The organism is Nostoc sp. NZL (assembly GCF_015714705.1).
Taxonomy (GTDB): Bacteria; Cyanobacteriota; Cyanobacteriia; order Cyanobacteriales; family Nostocaceae; genus Nostoc; species Nostoc foliaceum_A.
The window spans coordinates 1-18,366 of the sequence record NZ_WBKL01000084.1 but is presented as its reverse complement, the minus strand read 5'-3'; the positions used below and the strand labels follow the sequence as shown (position 1 = coordinate 18,366).

Annotated in this window: 7 protein-coding genes and 3 pseudogenes; 4 read left to right on the top strand and 6 right to left on the bottom strand. The window is 42.1% G+C overall.

All coding sequences use genetic code 11. The features are described 5' to 3' along the window. A pseudogene (locus F8R90_RS12555) lies at positions 1-135 on the bottom strand (ISKra4 family transposase); the annotation flags it as partial. Between the two features lie 76 nt (positions 136-211). Here F8R90_RS12555 and F8R90_RS12550 point away from each other — a divergent pair. Continuing rightward, a pseudogene (locus F8R90_RS12550) lies at positions 212-493 on the top strand (hypothetical protein); the annotation flags it as partial. Between the two features lie 823 nt (positions 494-1,316). Here the strand turns inward: F8R90_RS12550 and F8R90_RS12545 are convergent. From F8R90_RS12545 to F8R90_RS12525, 5 genes are all read right to left on the bottom strand, one after another. Next, positions 1,317-1,511: a hypothetical protein gene (locus tag F8R90_RS12545; protein ID WP_196511014.1), complete on the bottom strand. Its 195-nt coding sequence runs from the start codon at positions 1,509-1,511 to the stop codon at positions 1,317-1,319. A gap of 72 nt (positions 1,512-1,583) precedes the next feature. After that, complete coding sequence (locus F8R90_RS12540) at positions 1,584-3,788, bottom strand: pentapeptide repeat-containing protein (protein WP_196511013.1); 2,205 nt, start codon at positions 3,786-3,788, stop codon at positions 1,584-1,586. 32 nt (positions 3,789-3,820) lie between these two features. Continuing rightward, entirely contained in the window at positions 3,821-5,884 is a 2,064-nt protein-coding gene (locus tag F8R90_RS12535) for a glycosyltransferase (RefSeq protein ID WP_196511012.1), read from the bottom strand. 448 nt (positions 5,885-6,332) lie between these two features. Further along, positions 6,333-7,694 carry a calcium-binding protein gene (locus F8R90_RS12530; RefSeq protein WP_196511011.1) on the bottom strand — a complete coding sequence of 454 codons (1,362 nt, stop codon included), beginning with the start codon at positions 7,692-7,694 and terminating at the stop codon, positions 6,333-6,335. A 1,695-nt stretch (positions 7,695-9,389) separates the two neighbouring features. Further along, positions 9,390-10,538: an alanine--glyoxylate aminotransferase family protein gene (locus F8R90_RS12525; protein WP_196511010.1), complete on the bottom strand. Its 1,149-nt coding sequence runs from the start codon at positions 10,536-10,538 to the stop codon at positions 9,390-9,392. 164 nt (positions 10,539-10,702) lie between these two features. On the opposite strand from F8R90_RS12525, the gene F8R90_RS12520 reads away from it, so the two are divergent. The 3 genes and pseudogenes from F8R90_RS12520 to F8R90_RS12510 form a co-directional block, all read left to right on the top strand. Beyond that, on the top strand, positions 10,703-11,092 hold the full coding sequence (locus F8R90_RS12520; RefSeq protein ID WP_190894360.1) for a DUF1499 domain-containing protein: 390 nt from the start codon (positions 10,703-10,705) through the stop codon (positions 11,090-11,092). 926 nt (positions 11,093-12,018) lie between these two features. Further along, a complete protein-coding gene (locus F8R90_RS12515; RefSeq protein ID WP_196511009.1) occupies positions 12,019-17,931 on the top strand; it encodes a trifunctional serine/threonine-protein kinase/ATP-binding protein/sensor histidine kinase in 5,913 nt (1,970 codons plus the stop codon). A 65-nt stretch (positions 17,932-17,996) separates the two neighbouring features. Next, positions 17,997-18,366: pseudogene (locus F8R90_RS12510) on the top strand (sensor histidine kinase); the annotation flags it as partial.

Below are 18,366 nucleotides of genomic sequence, written 5' to 3'. Positions count from 1 at the left end.
TTCCAATATTTGGCTACGAACTGTTTTTTCTATACCTTCGAGGTCTATTAACTGACTCTTATCAGCTTCCGAGTACAGTAATGTTGCCAGTTCTTGTAAGCAGGCTTTGATCCGTTCTTGTTTCTCTTGGCTCATAGTCAGCGATCGCACAGGGTTATTTCCTTCTACATTTTCTCAGAAATGGTAAATCTTCCAAAACTGGATGCTCCCGTTGACTTTGACCTATCTAGCTCGTGTCATCAATGTTCAGTTGGCTTGGACTTTAATTTCCATCATTTTACTAATTTTAACATGGGGATTGGGAGCTAGTCGCAGGGCTTCCCTTGCTGCTATTATCTGCACTATTGCTGGAGCAGTCCTACCCATCTTTGGATTATTAGTACCCGTCAGTGGGCTAACTCTCAGCCTAGCGGGTTTGCTTTCAGCCGTTTGGCTAGCAGTTCGTCACTGGTATAGTTGGTACAGTTTGCACCCAGAAGACCAGAGATTGTAGGGCTGTAGAAAAATGCTTATAGATTAGGTGATTCCGCTATGATTAGCGAAGTTTTAGTAAATAGCACTTATGGATAATGATTTACTGGCTTTTTTTGCGGGTGCTGGGTTACTTGTCCTCTATCTTATATTTTCCGCATTGACTGAAATGGGGACTAAACTACCTTGGAAGAAATAAGCAGATAGGGTAATGAAGCAAAAACATGTAAATTGAATGTACTGGAATAATGAAAAAATTTATATTTTTCAACCTGATTGGGCTTAGAAAAAGGAATAAACATCCTTTAGGCTGAGTTAATATATAGTTCCCATTCAGATACGGTACAACATTACATCATGAGGTGTAGGGGCACGGCACTGCCGTTGTACCTCACGTAAACGAGAACCGCTATACTTATTGTTCGAGAGAGAGCCAAATGCGCGATCCACAGAAGAACCACATTAAAATCGAGCCAGCAACCCTCGTATTAATTGTGTCCATACTAATACTATTGCCTCTACTGTTTGTTGGTTTTTTCTCGCAGTGAGCTAATCTCACCGAGAATCTCTCCAGGTTGCAGTAACTTTAAAGTTATTGGCGTTTGTGTGTGGAGGCCATATCCTAATAGACGAGATATTCACTCATAAATAATTGTCAATTTTTCTGGGATGCTTCATACTTTGAGATTTACCAAATAACTGATGTAAGGCAGCAAGACTTCGACTTAAAGCTAGCAAGCGGGGTCGTGGGTCTTTTCTTTAGGAGCCATGCTTACCCTTAATATCAGGATTAAAAAAGTGGGCAATAGTAAAAAGAATTCGCATGAGGCTACACCCTTTTTAAGTTAGGTTTTTAGGTAAAAATGGTCTTTGATTGAGGGAGACAGAAGGGCAGATTTGGTAAAATTGGCATTAACTGCGATCGCAACTGTGAGACTTGCTCCTGTAAAGGTGTCATTGGTAAAGTCGCCCTTAACCCAATACGGTTCGGGAAAAGAGAAAGGAGTGAATTCCAACCTTTCTCCTTTTTCCCAAACCACAAAGGATATCCATTACGACAGAACCATTGGTGAAAATATCAACTCAAGTTCTCTACGGTATTCCTTGGGGAGTTATGAGAATAAAAAGGTCGTATTTGCTGAGTCAACAATGTTGGTGACGATATCCGCTTGGGTAAAGCCAGTACCAAACAAGGTAATTAAAAGGTCTTCTGCTGTGCCAAATCCAGGGTTGCCAGCAATGCCGTCACTAACTCTAAACTGGGTATTAGTGCCAGCAGCATTAGTAACTACACGTACATCAATAGCAGCAATACCATTGAAGGAAAGGAAATCTCCCCCTGTTCCTGTGACAAATCCATTAACTCGGTCACTACCATCACCCAAGACATAGCGAATGGTATCGCTACCTATACCACCAGTGAGAGTGTCATTACCAAGGCCGCCGACCAAAATATCATTACCATCAGCGCCAGTCAGGATATCATTGCCCGCTCCACCCGTAAGCAAGTCAGCACCGACTCCACCGTTGAGGTTGTCATTGCCGTCACCTCCATCAAGAGTATCGTTGCCACCTGCTCCAGTTAGGGTATCAGTACCACCATTGCCAAAGAGAATATCGTTGCCAGCTTGACCATTGATGGTGTTGTCAGCTTCATTACCAGTGATGGTGTTGGCAAGTGCATTGCCTGTACCTGTTTGGGCTGTGCCAAGCAAAGTTAGGTTTTCTAAGTTATCGCCTAGAGTATAGTCCAGGCTGGACTGGACTGTATCTGTGCCTTCATCGACTTTTTCTGTGATGGTATCCCCTATGCTATCGACTATATATGTGTCGTTGCCTGTGCCACCAATCAGGGAGTCATCCCCCGCGCCACCGCCAAGTGTGTCATTACCAGCATCGCCAATTAGAGTATCGTTGCCAGCCAACCCGTTGAGGGTATTGTTGCCGATGTTACCGATGATGACATTATTAAGTGCGTTACCAGTCCCGTTTTGGGCTGTTCCTACTAAAACCAAGTTTTCGACGTTGTTGCCTAATGTGTAGCTAGTAAGACTAGAACGGACAGTATCTATACCTGCATTGGCATTTTCAACGACGGTATCGCTGGCACTATTGACTGCATAGGTGTCATTACCCGCACCACCAACCATTCTGTCAGTACCCGCGCCGCCATCAAGATAATCATCCTCTCCAGCACCGGTGAGGGTGTCATTACCCTCAAAACCAAAGAGGTTATCGTCGTTGCTAGTGCCGTTGAGGGTGTTGTTACTGGCATCACCAAGAGATAAGCCAATGGCATCAACTGCGATCGCTCCCGTGAGATTTGCACCCACAAAGGTAGCATCTGTAAAGTTACCTTTTGACAGATTAGCGTTACTGAGATTGGCATCAGTGAAATTTGCACCAATTGCGATCGCATCAGTCGTCAGCACCCCACTCATGTTAGCCCCTGTAAAATTGGCATTAGTGAGGTTGGTTTTAGATAGGTCAGCATTTAACAGCTTGGCACTACTGAAATTTGCTTCAGTGAAATCAGTCTCAATTAATTTAGCCCCAGTCAGGTCTGTAACTGTAACAGTGCCATTAGCAGCTACATAAGCACTAAAATCAGAACCCGTCAAAATAGCATCATCTAGAGCCAAGTTGGTTAAATTAGCACCACGAAACCTAGCATTAATTGGCTGTGTCGGATCTAATGCTTCTACATCACTCAGAACAACATCACTGAAATTAGCTAGGTCAAAAATTGCATTTTGCAGGGTAATATCTGTCAGGTTTGCTAGTCGGAAGTCAGCACCAGTTGCATCGATGTTGACTAAAAGAGTTGCTTCAAAATCAGCTTCTTCTAAGCTGGTATTTGTCAGATTCGCACCAGTAAAGTCAGCAGCTTTGAGCTTCGCTTTATATAGATCAGCACCAGTAAAGTTAGCACCTCTTAGGTTTGGTCGCTCGGATTGCTCACCACTGAGATTAGCCTCCTGTAGATTGGCATTGGTCAGGTTAGCGTTTGACAGGTTGATGAATTTGGTGTTGATGAATGAGAGATTAGCCCCGGTTAGGTTTGCTCCTCTGAGATTGACATTTTCTAATGTTGCCTTAAAAAGATTAGCTGGGCCAAAGTTATTATTGGAGGCAAAAATGGCATTACGGGCATCAACATTGTATAACTTCGCTTCTTCAAAGTTAGTCCCTCTCAACTGTGTATTGAACAATGAAACGTTGGTGAGAGTGGCTTTGAAAAAGGTCGAACCGTTCAGGTTTTGACCGCTAAAATCGTTTCCTACTAAAAGCTGTTCGCTAAAGTTTAGAGCTGGCATAGTACATACCTAAAGGTTAAAGGAATAGAAGTTCAAGCTGAATGTTTGATTGCTACAGATTGTGGTGGAGAAGTTTTTTGCATTTGGTCTTTTAACCAACCAGCAAAAAGTTCGTTAAGCAACCGTTGTCGCATCGGTTCGTCAAATTGGGACGGGATAAATTTTTCTAAGCGCACAATTAACCACCAATCGCCAATATTGGTCGGGAGCGATAGCTGACCGGGTTGGCTGAAGGAGAGAAGGCGGGCAAGTTTGGGATGGGGTGCACTCAATGCTATGGGCCCCATTAAGCCACCAGTCTGAGCCTCTGCACCTTGGGAATATTGCCTTGCAAGTTCAGCAAAGGACTGTTCACCTTCTAACAGGCGGAAGTAAAGTTCTTGAGCAACAGCTCTATCGCGGATGCGAATGAGAGAATAAACAACCTGGTCAAGTTTTGGTTTTAATTGGCGAAAATAAGTCTCTAACTTGTTATCCCAGGTAGCTTTTTTGAATTTCTCAATTCTCAGGTTGCGAGTTGTTAAATCTAAAAATTCTGTTTCAGTCAGATTCTGCTGCTGTAACCAAGCTTGGCGTTCAGCTTCGGATGACAACTGATTTTGTTGGCAAAACTCTTGGTAACACTTGGCTTGCTCTTCGCTTGTGCAGCTAAAAGAGGCGATCGCTTCGTCAATTAAGAGTTCTTGCTGAAGCTTTGGTAGCAGTTGATATCGACTCAAGAGAGGAATAATTTCTTGAGTTGTCAATGTCTGATTATGAACTTGTAAGAGTATCGCAGATGTGGCTGATGAATTCTCAGCTTTTTGATGTCGCCTACCAAATCCCTTGTTTTCTACAGGGGCTAGCAACCCTAGTTTTGTTTTCTCCCAAGGCGCAACTAGTTTGCTATCTTCTGACTGCTGTATCCATTGCAGGTGTTGGGGTAATAATTGGGCTAAATCATAGCGATCTAGAATTGTTTGCCTTGCCTTCGCCCTAATTGCAGCCATTCTCTCTGGATGATTGAGGGCTTCTGCAATGCGATCGCATATTTCCTGCGGTGAAAAGAAATCTACCAACAGCCCATTAACGCCATCTTGAATCACCTCGGTTACAGAAGCAGTTTTAGAACCTATCAGCAAGCAACCTGCTGATAAGACCTCCAACATTGACCAAGATAAAACAAAGGGACGGGTAAGATAAACGTGTGCCGCAGAAGCTTGGAGAACTTGCAGATATTCAACGTAAGGTAGCCAACCTGTAAAATGAACTCGGTTGAGGTCGAGATCATATTTTTCTAGCATCACCTCTTTATAGGTTTTGCCATCACGCAGAGGCTTACCATAAGCGACGCGGTTTTCTCCGACAATCACCACATGACAATGAGGGCGTTGTTGTTGGAGTAAGGCAACTGCCTCGATAAACTGGGGAAATCCCCGATAAGGCTCCATGCCCCTTGCTACATAAGTAACAAGTTCTTCAGCATGAGAAAGATCCAGATTGATCCGTGGGAGAATTAATTTAGCCCCTGGTTTGGGACAAAAAAAGTTAGTATCAATCCCATCATGCAATACAGAAATTTTACTGTGATACTCTAGGGGGAATTGCTGGCGTTGCCAATAGGTAGGAGAAAGACCGCGATCGCAACTATATAGATCCTGCAAAATTGGCGCATTTTTAATCCGAATTCGGGCTTCATCATCCGCAGTCAGGCGATCGCTAGGATCAAAGTCAGCATCAGTACCATGAGCATGATAAAACCACTCAAAGTAACACAGTAACTTGGCTTTGGGAAAAATATCTTTGATAAATAAGGTAGGGCCCCAACCCGAATGGCCATAAACTACATCTGGAACAAATCCCCGTGCTTTAAGTTGCTCTGCCAGCCTATACACACCTTGACCCTGAAGAACAGCATTTTCCAAGGGTTTGACGTAATGGTGAGTTTCCGGTCGAGCTTCTCGTTTAGGGTTATAGATGACTTTGTTAACATCGGGCAATTTCCCATCGTGACGAGTAGTACCAAAGAAAACTTGGTTACGTTTGTCTTTAGCCAAAGCTGCTGCTACATGACGAAATTGAGCAGGGAAATTAGGATGCAAAAATAAAATTCGCACGGCACTTTCAGTAATGCTGAGTATTACAAATCTTTAAGCTAATAAGCATTTATACTGCATGAGAAAGCCGGGGGTAAGATGCCCACCCCACAGGATTTTGATGCAATCGAGATATGCAAATTAGATGTGTTTGAGCTTATTTCCTGTTCTAGGTTTTCGGACAGGAGATATTAAGATGGACACAGTTAAGTAGGCCAGGCAGAATAAATGTCACTAGTGAGGAGAAGTATGGGGTAAAAGGTATAGAGTAGCTTGAATTACTCATTACCTGATACCCATTAATACCAATCCAAATCCAGTGATTTTTAATTACGCCCGCTTATTTAGCTTTGGTACGAAGAGTAGCGAAAGCGAATTCTGACAACGCCGCTACTCTTCATGGTTGGGGTAACTATCAGGTGTGTGCTACTTGGTTCGTACCCAAGTACACCGCCTAGTTACCCATTTCTTAGATAGGCTCTACAACGAAATCTGATGCGTCGATCGCTCCGGGAAGTACCCCTTGCAGAACTGCTAAGGTTTCGGATTGAGCAATAGTAACGCCTTCAGTCAGAACGTAGATCCGAGTACTAGCTGTAGCAACACCACCAACAGTGAGATTGATGCGCTGGAAGCCTAGATCCTCAAATTCCAGAGTCTCAAGCAGTAAGTAGTCAGTACCATTTTGGAAGTCGGTGATCCAGTCGCCAGCAGGAACAGGGATGATTGGCTCACCGGGTTGGGGTGGCTCGAATTGATATTCTGCATAATTCAATTGGAAGAAATCAGTACCAGCACCGCCGGTCAGCGTGTCGCGTTCGGTTTGGGTTTCTGAGTCTTCGCCACCATAGAGAACATCATTGCCACCACCACCGATAATGCGGTCAACGCCAGCGCCACCATCGATGAAGTCATCGCCCGCGCCGCCATTAATCACATCATTGCCAGCGAGAGATTCATCTACACCAAAGTCACCATAGATGGTGTCATTGCCACCAAGACCATTGAGGTTGTCAGCATCTTCGCCACCATCGATGAAGTCACCTTCAATACCACCTGTGATGGTTTCTAAACCAGCACCACCCAAGAGGGTGCTAATACCTGCACCACCATCGATAACGTCATTGCCGTCACCGCCATCGAGGTAGTCAATACCGTCTCCACCCAGGAGGGAGTCATCACCGGCATAGCCATAGAGAGTGTCATCACCATCGCCACCGATGAGGGTGTCATTACCGCCCGAAGCCAAGGTGTCAGCTTCGCCGTAAAGGGTATCATTACCCGCACCACCATCAATGTAGTCAGCACCACCCGAAACCGAACCTTCTGTGTCGTCGCCGTACAGTGCGTCATCATAGAAGCTACCAATTAGGGTGTCATTGCCAGCACCGCCCTGGGCAGTATCTTCAAAGCCACCATAAATCCAGTCTGCACCTGCGCCACCATCAAGGAAATCTTTCCCATCAAGTCCATCTTCAGCGTCCGCACCGCCGTAGATGGTGTCATTGCCGCCATCACCAAATACTGAGTCTTCGCCTTCTCCGCCAAAGAGTCTGTCAGCACCAGCTCCACCAAACAAAGTGTCCTTATCGAATCCACCATCGATGAAATCATTGCCAGCATCACCATATAGCTCGTCCTCACCGAACTCCCCCAATATTCTGTCGGCACCATCTCCACCAAACACGGTGTCTTTATCATCTCCACCGAAGATGGTGTCATTACCGCCTAAGCCAGATAAGAGGTCTTCTTTACCAAAGCCGCGAATCGTATCAGCATTATTAGTGCCGGTAAGGGTATCGTTTTCCGGTGTTCCGTTTCTTACTGCCATAAGTTAATCCTTGTTTTCAAAACACAATTTTTCTAGCTAACTTGAACGGGCTGGATGCACAATACAAATCTTGCTAATTAGTTGTTGCAATTCTCACCACTCCCCCCTCTCCCAAAATTAGAAGAGGGGGTCATAAAGGCATGGTGAGAAGATATTGCAGTAGATCGTTAGACATACTCCCAATCACTCCATGAGTAAACATTTGCAAATCAACTTTTTTTGATTTGGCAACATATGCGACAGCACAAAAATGGATAATTGTAGCCTCTCAAAACAATTAGAAGCAATCATTTAAGAATGCCAAAACATTGTGTAGCCGCACTTTTTCGCGGCCCACTTTCTTGGCGTTATCTTTTACAAACTTATAACTCGCACGAAAAATGAAGCGAAGGCTAAGATTCTACCTTAAGCTAAACACGATTTCAGCCGAAAACAAAATATGCGTCAACCTTATTTGGTGATGCAAACTCGCTGTCGCGCATGTGCAAGCTGAGAATTCAGGCCCAACAGTAAATAAATCATGAAGGCAGAATTACTTTATCTACCTGATTTTTCTAAACAATCCAAATTTGCATAATTATGTTTTTGCAGTTAGGTTTGAAATCGAGACACAACTGAAACATTAGCCGAGAGCCAAGAGCCGAGATTGATGATGGGAACTATAAACTTTTAATTAGATCACACTTAGGCAAAAATTTTACCTGTCAAGATAATGATCTTTTATATTAGTAGTTGCACTAAGAATAGTTAATTTACGTTTTTATACGAGAAACAAAAGTTTGCTAAGTTTTTGCTAAGTGCCAAAGTTTCCACTCCGAACTTTCAAAAACTTCTTACTCGATAAAAACTTGTCACTGCATCTGATGATCTTTATTAAGCCTGATTAATAAGCATAATCGAATTTATGCCTACACTACATATATTCACATGGGAAGTTATCTCTGTCAACATAGGTATGTAAAGTTGTACCTAAAGATAGATAACAGAGATATTTGAAGAATATTTTGTAACATCTCATACTAATTCCTCCAAACTTTTTTCTTCTGAAAAAGAAAAATATTGTACAAATTTTGCCGAAATAGACCAAAATCAACGCGTGTCTAACTATTAAGTAAAACGACAATTCCACGCAGACTGACAAGACAGTAAAAATCCCTTCTAAAAAAACCATATAGGTTTTTGTTAATTAAAGTTTTTACCTGATAGTAAAAAAGTAGGCTATGTTTAGGTTTACTTTATGCCAATCCTGGAAAATTGCTGAAGTATTACTTAATAGATATTATTTAATTTTGCTTAACCTTAAACATATTCTCAGATTTATAGTGAGAATGCAAGGACAGTTAAGACAGTTAAGTAGACAGCAATCACGAAATAAATAGATAGGCATAAATAAACATAACTACTTAATGTCCGCGTAATCGAGAATAAGTTAGATGAGATAAGAGATTGCGGGCAAGCAAGCGAGTGTTTTCACCAACCATTATTCTAGTAAAAAAATCTTGTGTGTCATGTAACGCTTTAATGATGAGCGTGAGGAATGGCACATTTACTTTAATTTAGATACAGCAAATATGACCCTAGCCTACCCCAAGTAAAATTAGTGATCGGTTAATGCGATGCCTACGGCGGGCTACGCCTACGCTCTTTTTATCAGGTGCGTTAAGCTACCGTTAACGCACCACTTTCACCCGAAAACTACTTAGGCAAAACTTGCCGTAGTGCTGCTAAAAGTTGGTCAACACTTTCCTTACGACTGTTAAAGCCCATCAATCCGACGCGCCAGACAAGACCTGCTAGTTCGCCAAGACCACCGCCAATTTCAATATTATGTTCATTGAGTAACTGCCGAGCGATCGCTTTACCATCTACCCCTGCTGGAATGCGGACAGTGGTAAGCGTTGGTAGCCTATACTCTTGCTCAACGTGCATACTCAGTCCTAAGTTTTCCAACCCTTCCCAGAGATATTCTACGTTTTTCTGATGGCGCTGCCAGGAGTTTGCTAACCCCTCTTCTGCAAGTAAACGTAGTGCTTCCCGCAATGCATAGTATAAATTAATGGGCGCTGTATGGTGATAGGTGCGTTCAGCGCCCCAATACTTACCCAGTAGCAACATATCCAAATACCAATTTGCAACCTTTGTTGGGCGCTGTTGCAATTTTTCAACTGCACGCGCACTCATTGTAAAGGGTGAAGCACCAGGCGGGCAACCCAACCCTTTTTGGCTACAACTATAGGCTAGGTCAACTCCCCAAGCATCTAAAAACAAGGGAACGCCACCCAAACTCGTCACCGTATCTACCAGCAGCAAAGTGCCAAATTCCCGACATAAATCAGCGACCCCTTCCAACGGTTGACGTGCGCCAGTGGAGGTTTCGGCATGAACTAAAGCTAAAATAGTTGGACGATGAGTTTCTAGGGCAGTTTGGAGTTCATCGAGGTTGAAGACTTGTCCCCAAGGTTTGGTAATGGTTCGCACATCTGCGCCATAACGTCCAGCCATATCCACGAGGCGATTACCGAAGTAACCAGCCACACCAATCAAAACCACATCACCAGGTTCAACAGCATTGGCGATGGTTGCTTCCATTGCGGCTGTTCCCGTACCGCTGACTGCAATGGTGAGTGGGTTTTCTGTTTGCCATACATAGCGTAGCAACGACTGAATTTCATCCATGAGTGCGAGAAAAGCTGGGTCAAGATGCCCAACTGGTGAAGTATTCATCGCTTCGAGAACTGTGGGATGGGCATTCGATGGGCCTGGCCCCAACAGCAGACGGGATGGGATTTCTAGAGGTGTGAGTTGCAAGCGCCCAGAGTCGTTGATTGAAATTGTTTGCGTCATAAACTGTCTTCGCCTAGACGATACTTACCGCATCATAGAGCGAACGCATCACCGATGTTTTAGTGAATCTGTCATTTGCCAGAAGATGCGATTACAGCAAAGTATTACAGTGATTCGAACAAATGTGTGAGAGTATACTTATTCACTTACCCGGAGACATAATTATGGTTTTTGCTGGCAAACGACCAAATAATTTAGGTATTAGCAATGGTAAATTAGCACCCTGCCCTAATTCTCCTAACTGTGTTTCTAGTCAGAGTACAGATGCAAGCCACAAAATTGCACCACTGACATTTACATCTACTCCAGAAGAAGCGATTACTAATCTCAAAAATGTTATTCAGTCTTTACCGAGAACCAAAATCATTACCGAAAGCCAAGATTATTTATATGCAGAATTTAAAAGTGCCTTGCTGGGATTTGTGGATGATGTAGAATTCTATCTAGACCGGAATGCTAATGTTATCCAAGTGCGTTCAGCTTCACGCTTAGGTCAGAGTGATTTGGGTGTTAATCGTCAACGGATAGAGACGATTAGAGCCAAGTTAAAGTAAGTAAGCTGATGCTCGTCTAAAGTATATAAATACTCTTGATGGTCATTAACTGTTGACTGTTGACGGTTAACAGTCATCAGTCATCAGTCATCGGGTAAATGTACAAATTAAATGCGTAACAGCTTATTAACTTTACTTTTTAGGTCGACTTTATCCATTTTTTCGCAATCTGATACTCCTGCAAAGTCGCTGCAAGAATGCCTAAGCTAAAATCTCTGTGAGACGATAGTTTTACAAAAAGGCAGGAGGCACAGCTAAAAGCCTTTTCAAATCTCGTTTCCAGCCTCTGGGCTGGAAATACAACTCAAAAGCGGCTCTGCCGCCAGCAAGAGAGGCGGAGTCTCTAAAACGGCATTCCCAGTCTTTGACTGGGAACGAGACAATATCTAAAAGCTGCTTCTAGGATGGCTTTCACGTTAAGTTGACACCAATGGGCACTGCCGTGCCCCTACCGCTGTACTCACGAACGAGAACCGCTTTATATAGCGTTCTTCCTCCTCCTGCCTTGTAAATTTGTACTTATACTATTTCAATTGATGATTGCAACACATCCTTGGGTAAAGAGGCGATGAATCGCGTCTCTACAAATGGTCTATTTGTCGCATTCTTTTTTAAAATTGGTATTAGACCAAACTTCTAAAACTACTAGGATAAACGGCAATCTCGCTATCCCTCAGATACTTTAGGGATTACTTTGCGAACTATATTTATACACCGTTGCTATCGGCGTTAATTATCCTGCCAGTGGAAGTTTTATATAAACGACGCTTAATCCGCTTACCCGTAAACACTGGTGACGAAACAGCCCTGTGCTTTATAAAGGGGGTTGGGGAATCTCTTATGCGTAAGTCCTCTGAGTTAGAAAAAGCTGATTTTTGGGCAGACTACTTTTAATAAATAGCTGATTTAACAAGAGTTGATCAAGTATGAATACAGTAGTTGAGCCGATGGACAAGCTTTTGAACTATCGAATTAACGAGCAACTTTATGCAGGCTCTAGAACGTTAGTTTACCGTGCAATTCGAGAGGCCGATCAACTTCCGGTGGTAATCAAATTGCTCCAGCAGGAGTATCCCAGCTTCAACGAACTGCTGCTGTTCCGTAATCAGTACACTATCGCTAAAAATATTGACCTACCTGGTATTGTTCATCCCTATAATCTGGAACCTTACCGCAACAGCTATGCTTTGATCATGGAGGATTTTGGCGGTATTTCCCTCAGAGATTGGATAAACACAAGAATTGGGAGCAACCAATATACTCTGACAGAGTTTTTGGACATTGCGATCGCTCTGAGCAATATTCTTGACGGGCTATATCGCCATCGGGTTATCCACAAAGACATCAAGCCTGCCAACATCCTGATTAACCCGGAAACCAAGCAAGTCAAGTTGATTGACTTTAGTATTGCCTCTCTTTTACCAAGAGAAACCCAGGAAATTCATAGTCCTAATGTTTTAGAAGGTACCCTCGCCTACCTTTCCCCCGAACAAACCGGGCGGATGAATCGCGGAATTGACTATCGCAGTGATTACTACTCCCTTGGTATTACCTTCTATGAATTGCTGGCTGGACACCTACCCTTCCAGTCTAATGATCCGATGGAGTTGGTTCACTGTCATATTGCCAAGCAACCAGATCAATTAGAAGGCAAGACGGAAGAAGAAATCCCGCAAGTGATTTGTGACATTGTGATGAAATTGATGGCGAAAAATGCTGAAGACCGCTATCAGAGTGCATTAGGGCTGAAATTTGATTTAGAACAATGCTTGGAGCAATTGAAGAACACGCGTAGAATTGAGAGTTTCCCAATTGCACAAAGGGATATTTGCGATCGCTTTATTATCCCAGAAAAACTTTACGGCCGCCAAGCCGAAGTTCAAAGCTTACTGGATGCCTTTGAGGAAGTCTGTCAGGGAAGCACTGAAATTATGTTGGTAGCAGGCTTTTCTGGGATTGGCAAGACTGCTGTGGTTAACGAAGTCCACAAGCCAATTGTGCGACAACGGGGTTATTTCATTAAAGGCAAATTTGACCAATTCCAACGCAACATACCTTTCTCTGCCTTTGTGCAAGCCTTCCGAGACTTAATCAGGCAACTACTGAGTGAAACTGATGCCCAATTCGAGTATTGGAAGTGCAAAATTCTTTCCGCTTTGGGTGAAAACGGACAAGTAATGATTGAGGTAATTCCAGAACTAGAAAGTATGATTGGGAAACAGCCTCCTGCGCCGGAACTCTCTGGGAGTGCAGCCCAAAATCGCTTCAATCTGCTGTTCTTAAAGTTCACTCAAGTCTTTACTGCACCAGAACATCCATTGGTAATCTTTATTGATGATATGCAATGGGCGGATTCTGCTTCTTTAAAGTTAATGCACTTGTTAATGAGCGAAGCTAAAATCGGCTATTTACTATTAATTGGTGCTTATAGAGATAACGAAGTCAACACAGTACATCCGCTGATGCTGACTTTGGAACAGATTCAGAAGTTGGGCGCTACAGTTAATACGATTATCTTAGCTCCCCTTGATAAAACATCCGTCAATCATTTGGTTGCAGATACATTTAGTTGCTCACTGGCGTTAGCTACACCGTTAACAGAATTGGTATTGAACAAAACCAAAGGCAATCCTTTCTTCAGCACCCAATTTCTCAAAGCGCTACATCAAGATCAACTTATTACATTTAATTCTGATGGTGGTTATTGGGAATGTAATATTGCTCAGGTGCGAGCGATCGCTCTTACCGATGATGTCGTAGAGTTCATGGCAATTCAACTTCAAAAACTGCCAATAGAAACTCAAGAAGTCTTGAAATTAGCAGCTTGTGTGGGAAACCAATTTGATTTAGCAACATTAGCGATCGTCTATGAAAAATCCCAGGTGGAAACAGCCGCAGACTTTTGGAAAGCATTACAAGATGGATTGATTATCCCTACCAATGAGGTTTACAAATTCTACCAAGATGAGTCAGAATTTAGAATTCAGAATTCAGAATTTAAGCAAAACAATTTTCCTCGTTCCTGTTCTTACAAATTTCTCCACGATCGTGTTCAGCAAGCTGCTTATTCCCTAATTCCTGAATCTCAAAAGAAAGCTACTCATTTAAAAATTGGGCAATTACTGTTAAAGAATACGTTGCCTGAAGTAATTGAAGCCAGTATTTTTGATATTGTTAATCAGCTAAATGAGGGAATTGACATAATTGATGAACAATCTCAGAAATATGAACTAGCTCAACTAAATCTAATTGCTGGCAAAAAAGCTAAAACTTCTACTGCTTATAGAGCAGCCGTTAAATATTTCACATTGGGCAGAGAGTTACTAATAGAAGAAAGTTGGCAAACTAACTATCAACTCACATTTGAATTATATCGAGAATCTGCGGAGTGTGAATATTTTACTGGTGACTTTAGCCAAGCAGAGACATTATTTAACTTGGCATTAAATCATAGCCAAGATAAATTTGAAAAGGCTGGTATTTATGCTATTCAGATGTACCTGAAAATGACTCAGGGTGAAAATATCGAAGCTAGTATTGAATCTGGACTGAAAGGTTTGAGCATCATGGGGATGCATTTGCCTGTTACTTTTGAAGAACAGCAAGCTGTCATCGAAACTGAACTTCAAGAATTAAAAGCTAAACTTGCAGCAATTCACACAGCAGATTTATTCAATTTTCCTGAGATGACAGATCCAGAGAAGAAAGTCTGCATGGGACTTTTAGCAGACCTTTGGGCAGCAGCTTATATGGGAGGAGATCAACATCTCAGTTATTTGGCTCCTCTATTAATGATCAGTTTATCATTGAGATATGGCAATGCAGAAAGCTCTGGTTTTGCTTACTGCCTATATGGGATGAATCTGGCAAATCAAGGAAGTTATAAAACTGCCTATGAGTTCGGTAAGTTGGCACTAAAACTTGATCGTCACTTTAATAGCACTCAATTTATATTTAAGACCAATAATATCTTTGCACACACCATTAATCCCTATAATGAGCATTTAAAAACGAATTTATCACTTTCACAGCAATCATTCCAAATATGCCAAGAGACTGGAAATTTGGTGTTTGGCGTTTGGGCAGTTTCGTTTCTGATTTGGGCGATGTTAATTAAGGGCGATCGCTTATCAGATGTCTACGCAGAAACTGAGAAATATCTGAGCTATGTGCAACAGGTGAATGATGCCAATATGCTGTATGCGTTTACTTTACAGCGGCAGTTTCTACTGAACCTACAGGATATATCTAAAAAAACTCATTTATTAGATGATCACAATGACAAAGAGATTGCTTATATAGAAGTGTGGAGACAGAAGAAAAACTTTGAACATGGGATTAATTGGTATTGCTTTCTCAAAATCCAATTGTCGTATCTTTATGGTCGCTACGAAGATGCAGTTATAGCGGCAGAAGAAGCTGAGAAAACCCTAGCTTCTAACTCTGGTTTCTTTCCAATTATTCAGTATCATTTCTATTATCCACTCAGTTTATTAGCCCTTTATCCCAATGCGACATTAGCGAAGAAAAATCAGTATTGGGACATTATCCGAGAGCATCAACAAATCCAAAAAAACTGGGCAGATAATTGCCCACAAAACTTTCTGCATCGATATCTATTGTTATCTGCTGAAATAGCAAGAATTTCTGGCAAGTATATGGATGCAATTGAGTCATATGATCGCGCCATTGCTAAAGCCAAAGAAAACGAATACGTCAACGAAGAAGCTCTTGCCAATGAACTTGCAGCCAAGTTTTATTTAGAATGGGGCAAAGAACGTATTGCTCAAGAGTATTTAATCAATGCTTACTATTGCTACACACGCTGGGATGCTAAAGCTAAAGTCGATGACCTAGAACAGCGTTACCCACAGTTGCTAGCCCCCATCCTACAACAAACGCGTTCACGAAGTGACTCTGAAAGAGTATCGCCACTCACAATTAGTCACACGATCGCAAATATTGACAGCATTGCTACCTTCCACCCAAACATTAATAAATCAGTAGCATCTAGCAGCAATACATCAGTAATCCTAGATTTAGCAACAGTTCTCAAAGCGTCTCAGACTCTCTCCAGTGAAATCGAACTAGATAAATTGCTCACGAAGCTGTTACAAGTGGTGATTGAAAATGCTGGAGCAGATAAGTGTGCGTTACTACTGCTCAAAAAAGGTAAATTGGTAGTTGAGGCGACTGCTAAAATTGGGCAGCAATCAACCATGCTACAGTCCATTTTTGTGGAAGATAGCGCAGACGTTCCCCATAGCCTAATTTATACAGTTAAACGCAGCCTGCAAACTACAATTATCCTTGATACAACAGTGCATCCGGCGCTGATAGCTGACCCCTACATCATTCGTCAGCAACCCAAAAGCTTGCTGTGTACGCCGATTTTGTATCAAGGCAAACTGTTGGGGATTTTGTATTTAGAAAACAATCTTACTACTGGGGCGTTTACCAGCGATCGCGTCGAAATTCTCAATCTATTATCTACTCAAGCTGCAATCTCCCTGGAAAACGCCCAACTTTATCAGCAAGCACAAGATACTCTAAAAAACCTTGGACAGACTGAACAATTTTTGCGGTTAATTATTGATAATATTCCCCAGTCTGTTTTCTGGAAAGACCGCAATAGTGTTTATTTAGGCTGTAACCAGAAATTTGCTCAAACTTACGAGAATGGAGTGTCTGAAAGTGTTATTGGTAAAACAGATTACGACTTTTCCTGGACTCGTGAGGAATCAGATTCTTTTGTGGAGTGCGATCGCCGCATTATGGAGTCTGGACAAGCTGAACTCAACATTATCGAAACTGTGCAGAAAGCAGATGGAAAACAAATCTGGTCGAATACAAACAAAATTCCCCTACGAGATAAAGAAGGAAACGTTTTTGGCATCCTTGGCACTTCTGAAGACATCACCGAATACCACCAAGCACAACAATTATTGCAACAGCAAAAGCAACAATTAGAACAAGCTTTACAAGAACTCCAAGCAATGCAATTGCAATTAGTACAGGGTGAAAAAATGTCTGCCCTTGGTAATTTGGTAGCAGGTGTTGCCCATGAAATCAACAATCCTGTCGGTTTCATTGCTGGCAACATTGAACCAGCCAAAGATTATATCAAGGATTTGTTTGGATTAATTAACCTTTATCAACAGAAATTTCCAGATCCCGGCTCAGATATTGAAGATGAAATTGATGCCATCGATTTAGACTATTTACGAGAAGATTTACCTAAGTTGCTGGACTCGATGAAACTGGGTGTTAATCGTATTCGCAGTATCAGCACTAGTTTAAGAACCTTCTCCAGAGCAGATAAAGATTACAAAGTGCCTTTTAATATTCACGAAGGCATTGACAGTACTATTTTGATTTTGAGACATCGTTTAAAAGCCAACGAAAACCGTCCAGAAATTGTGGTGGTAAAAGACTATAGCAAATTACCCTTAGTGGAATGCTTTGCTGGACAACTCAATCAGGTGTTTATGAATTTGTTAGCAAACGCGATTGATGCACTTGAAGAATACAATACAGAGCGCAGTTTGGAAGCCATTCTAGCTAACCCGAATTGCATCACTATTCAAACCCGTGTAGCAGAATCAGGTGAGCACATTTTAATTAAGATTGCCGATAATGGCATAGGGATGTCACCGGAGGTCAAGCAACGAGTATTTGACCATTTATTCACTACCAAGCCAGTAGGAAAAGGCACAGGGTTAGGATTAGCGATCGCTCGTCAAATTGTGGTTGAAGGACATGGTGGTTCGCTCTCCTGCACTTCTGAACTTGGACAGGGGACAGAGTTTGTCATCCAAATTTATACTCAACAACATTAATTAAGTAAAAATAAATCTTACCTTTGCATTTTTACTTCGAAATTTTAACTTGTAGTAAGGCGATAATGATGCTGAAATTATGGAAAGGCTGGTTGAAATTAGACCCTCGATGGTATGTCCCAATCGATAAAAATTACTACTTATTCAAATGGCGATCGCGTAACCTACTATTGTTATCAATTGTGGTGATTCTATCCATTAGTATTAGCGCCACGGCTATCACCAGTTACAAAATTGTTAAGGGTTTATTGCTGGATAGCCTCAAGCAGCAAGCACTTTTAAAAACACGCCAAGGTCAGGATGATATAGATAACTGGTTAGGCATTCGTAAGACAGAAATTAAGACTTTGGCAAATTCTGTTGTGGTGCGATCGGTAGATTGGTCTGTAATGGAACCTTACCTAAATCGGAGAGAAGGCTCCCGCCATAATCTCT

Excerpts from the sequence above, each read along its gene's own strand:
- F8R90_RS12540 (WP_196511013.1), bottom strand. The coding sequence starts at position 3,788 with ATGCCAGCTCTAAACTTTAGCGAACAGCTTTTAGTAGGAAACGATTTT.
- F8R90_RS12530 (WP_196511011.1), bottom strand. The coding sequence starts at position 7,694 with ATGGCAGTAAGAAACGGAACACCGGAAAACGATACCCTTACCGGCACT.
- F8R90_RS12525 (WP_196511010.1), bottom strand. The coding sequence starts at position 10,538 with ATGACGCAAACAATTTCAATCAACGACTCTGGGCGCTTGCAACTCACA.
- F8R90_RS12520 (WP_190894360.1), top strand. The coding sequence starts at position 10,703 with ATGGTTTTTGCTGGCAAACGACCAAATAATTTAGGTATTAGCAATGGT.
- F8R90_RS12515 (WP_196511009.1), top strand. The coding sequence starts at position 12,019 with ATGAATACAGTAGTTGAGCCGATGGACAAGCTTTTGAACTATCGAATT.